3 protein-coding genes and 1 pseudogene are annotated in these 2,312 nt (G+C 70.0%); 3 read left to right on the top strand and 1 reads right to left on the bottom strand.

Features of this window, described 5'->3' with window-relative positions:
- Window positions 1–79 precede the first annotated feature (79 nt).
- The 3 genes from ACWELQ_RS44035 to ACWELQ_RS44025 are packed head-to-tail and all read left to right on the top strand — an operon-like array spanning window position 80 to window position 1,004.
- Window positions 80–295 (top strand): DUF4244 domain-containing protein, encoded by a 216-nt coding sequence (locus ACWELQ_RS44035; protein ID WP_452402906.1) that lies wholly within the window; start codon window positions 80–82, stop codon window positions 293–295.
- 35 nt (window positions 296–330) lie between these two features.
- A complete protein-coding gene (locus tag ACWELQ_RS44030) occupies window positions 331–645 on the top strand; it encodes a TadE family type IV pilus minor pilin (protein WP_452402905.1) in 315 nt (104 codons plus the stop codon).
- Window positions 642–1,004, top strand: a complete 363-nt coding sequence (locus ACWELQ_RS44025) for an Rv3654c family TadE-like protein (protein ID WP_452402904.1) — start codon at window positions 642–644, stop codon at window positions 1,002–1,004. The genes ACWELQ_RS44030 and ACWELQ_RS44025 overlap by 4 nt, the downstream gene beginning before the upstream one ends.
- Before the next feature lie 347 nt (window positions 1,005–1,351).
- Here the strand turns inward: ACWELQ_RS44025 and ACWELQ_RS44020 are convergent.
- Window positions 1,352–2,275, bottom strand: a pseudogene (locus ACWELQ_RS44020) (Zn-binding domain-containing protein); the annotation flags it as partial.
- Window positions 2,276–2,312: the final 37 nt, after the last annotated feature.

Raw genomic sequence — 2,312 nt, 5'->3', positions numbered from 1 at the left:
GCTGGAAGGCGGCCTGCTGTGAGCGTCCCGGACCGTGCCGGCGCGGAACCGCCGCGCCGGAGTGAGAGAAGGAGTGACCGTGGGAACGACTGTCCGAAACCTGTGCTGGGAACTGCGAACCCGGCTGCTGCGCGCACTGACCGCCGAGGACGGGATGAGCACCGCGGAATACGCGATCGGGACCATCGCGGCCGCCGCCTTCGGGGCGGTGCTGTACACCGTGGTGACCGGCGACAGCATTGTGAACGCCCTGACCAAGATCATCGACAAGGCTCTGAAGACTCCCGTCAAGTGACGTATGCCACACCATCACCTGATATCGATGCGGGCATGGCAACCGTCGAGGCGGCCATCGCGCTGGCCGCGCTGGTGGCGGTGCTGGTTTTGACGGTCGGCGCCCTGCTGGCGGTGTCGGCGCAGGTGCGCTGTGTCGATGCCGCCCGTGAGGCGGCCCGCCTGGCGGCGCGCGGCGATCCGGAGACGGGCGTATCGACCGCCCGCCGGGTCGGCCCGCCCGGCGCCCGGGTCGTGGTGCGGACCGAGGGTGACCTGGTCGTCGTCGAGGTAAGTGCCCGCGCCGCCGTGTTCCCCCTCACCCTGCACGCGGCGGCGGTGGCGGCCCGGGAGCCGGGTGAGTCCCGGTGAAGGGCGGCAATCGCACCGAAGGCGAGGCGGGCGGGGTGACGGTCACGGCGTGTATGGCCCTGATCGGGCTGCTCATGGCGGGTGCACTGGTCGCGCAGGTCGGGGTGGCCGTCATCGCCCGGCATCGGATTCAGTCCGCCGCGGACCTGGGCGCGCTGGCCGCGGCGGCCGCCCTCGACGGCGGTGTCGCGACGGCCTGTGATCGCGGTGCGCGGATCACCGCTCGAATGGGCGCGCGGCAGACGGCGTGCGTGGTGACGGGATGGGATGTGACGGTGACCGTCGAGGGCCGGATATCACTGGGGCCGCTCGGACAACGCGCGGTCCGTGCGATGGCTCGGGCGGGGCCGGCCGAGTAGGGCCGATCGCGAATAGCTCGTACCGAGCGGTTGGTTAGAAATACGATGGCGCGGGCCACATCCAGTGGTGATCAATGTCGAAATTCGATGAATGGGATAGCCGAATAGATTGGGTATCGATCGCTTTCCAATTCGTTCCGCGAGACTCATTGGAATGAATGCACAGGTAAATCCGCGAGCGACATTATCGAACGGAGCAACCCCCCAGTTAACAGGATCACATCCCTTTTTAATCGACTTCGAGTCCTGCGTGTCGCGGACGCCCCCACGCACCCCGATATCTACCAGTTGACATGCCCGACCGGTTGGTCGGGTGGCGCTCCGGTCTCGGGCCGGAGTCGGCGGCGTCACGGTTCGGGGTGACCGTCGTCACCTTCCCCGAGCTCGGCCAGCACCGCCCGCAGCAGTCGGGCCGCACCGGCCTTGTCCAGCGGGTTGTTGCCGTTTCCGCACTTCGGCGACTGGACGCAGGACGGACAGCCGCCCGGGCACACGCACGACTCGATGGCCCCGAGCGTCGCCGACAGCCAGTGCCGCAGCCGCGAGAACCCGCGCTCGGCGAAGCCCGCCCCGCCGGGATGGCCGTCGTAGACGAAGACGGTCGGCAGCCCGGTATCGGCGTGTTCGGCCGTCGACACGCCGCCGATGTCCCATCGATCGCAGGTCGCGACCAGCGGCAGCATGCCGATCGCGGCGTGTTCGGCCGCGTGCAGTGCGCCCGCGGCGTGTCGCGCGTCGATCCCGGCCCGGATCAGCAGGTCCGGCGTGACCGTGTAGAACACCGCCCGGGTCGGCAGCGTCTGCGCGGGGAGATCCAGCGCGACCATGTCCAGCACCTCGCCGCTGGGCAGTCGGCGCAGGTAGCCGATCACCTGCCGGGTCACCAGCACCTGCGCCAAAGCCGTTGTGACCGAGCCGTATCGGCGTTCCTCGGTCACCTCCTCGATCTCCAGCGAGGTGACCGCCCGCGCGCTGGTGCTCCAGCCCGGGGTGTCGGCGTGCACCAGTGCGACGCCCTCCTCCAGGTCCAGCTCGTCGACCACGTAGCTCTCGCCCTGGTGCAGGTGCACCGCGCCCGGATGCAGGGTGGCCGGGGCGCGCCCCGCGTCGGTGGTCCCGAGCATGCGCCCGGATTCGCCGTCCACCACCGCGACCGCGCTGCCGATGCCGCCGCGCACGTCGACCGCGTCGTGCGGATGCGCGTCGGCGGTCACGAACCACCGCGCGGTGCCGTCCCGCGCGACCCCGTCCCGGCGTCGGATCAAACCCTGTTAGGCCAGGTCGGACAGCAGATCCCAGCCTTGGAAG

The sequence above is a fragment of the Nocardia sp. NPDC004722 genome (assembly GCF_053601505.1).
The sequence above is the reverse complement of the archived record's forward strand: the minus strand, read 5'-3'. Positions and strand labels throughout refer to the sequence as shown.

What these genes read in the sequence shown, in the direction of transcription:
- ACWELQ_RS44030 (WP_452402905.1), top strand. Translation starts at nt 331, where the DNA reads ATGGCAACCGTCGAGGCGGCCATCGCGCTGGCCGCGCTGGTGGCGGTG.